Genomic DNA, 863 nt, shown 5'->3' on the forward strand with positions numbered 1-863 from the left:
CTGTCGCTTGGCTATAACGATACTGACCTCACCACGGCCTTTAACAATGGCAGCTATCAGGAAACCGGTTGGACAACATCGCCCTATGTCATTTACCGCCCCATTGAAAACCTGACCATCGCGGGCGAAGCGGGCTACGGCATGGGCGATATTGATGTCACCCGCGATAACAATGCCGTATCGGGCAGCACCGATTCCGACATGTGGTATGCAGCACTGACCACCTCTTATCGCGTGCTCCCGCTCAATGATGTCGCGCTGTCCCTGACCCCATCGGTCGCAATGCTCGCGGCGCGAAAAACGGTTGATGGCTATACCGAAAGCGACGGCACAGCCAACGCCTCTATCCGCTCCAACACCCGTCAGCTTAAACCAAGCATTGAAGCGGCCTATGATTTCACGCCCACACAAACCATGACCGTCACGCCGTTTATTCAAACCGGCCTGATCTATGATTTCACCGATGAAATCAACAACGACAAAACTGCGTTCGATATTGGCGGCGGTGTACGGTTGTCCGATTCTGTGACCGGGCTTAATGCCGCGCTTGAAGGCACCTATCTTGCCGGGCGAACTGATTACGCCGAATACACCATTGGCGGCACGCTCACCTATGGCTTTGCCTTATCCGATCAGGACGGACATAAAATGGGCATCGTCACCCCATTTTTCACCAGCAACCTGAACGAATACGGTAATCAGCGCATCCGCACCGGCTTTGGCTTTGACACAGGCCGACTGACCAGTGAACTCGCGCTGAGCCACAGGATATCGCTGGCCGACAAAGATATTGCCGACAATTCCGACAGCAGCACGGTTGAAATCAGCATGTCGATGCCGTTCTAACAACCGACATCAAAACA

General features: G+C 53.9%; 1 protein-coding gene. It reads left to right on the plus strand.

Going from position 1 to position 863, the window contains the following annotated elements:
• The coding region (locus tag HCZ99_RS20445; RefSeq protein WP_167448889.1) for an autotransporter outer membrane beta-barrel domain-containing protein at positions 1-846 on the plus strand (846 nt) is incomplete at its 5' end.
• Positions 847-863 lie beyond the last annotated feature (17 nt).

Source organism: Thalassospira lucentensis, from assembly GCF_011806425.1.
GTDB classification, from domain to species: Bacteria; Pseudomonadota; Alphaproteobacteria; order Rhodospirillales; family Thalassospiraceae; genus Thalassospira; species Thalassospira lucentensis_B.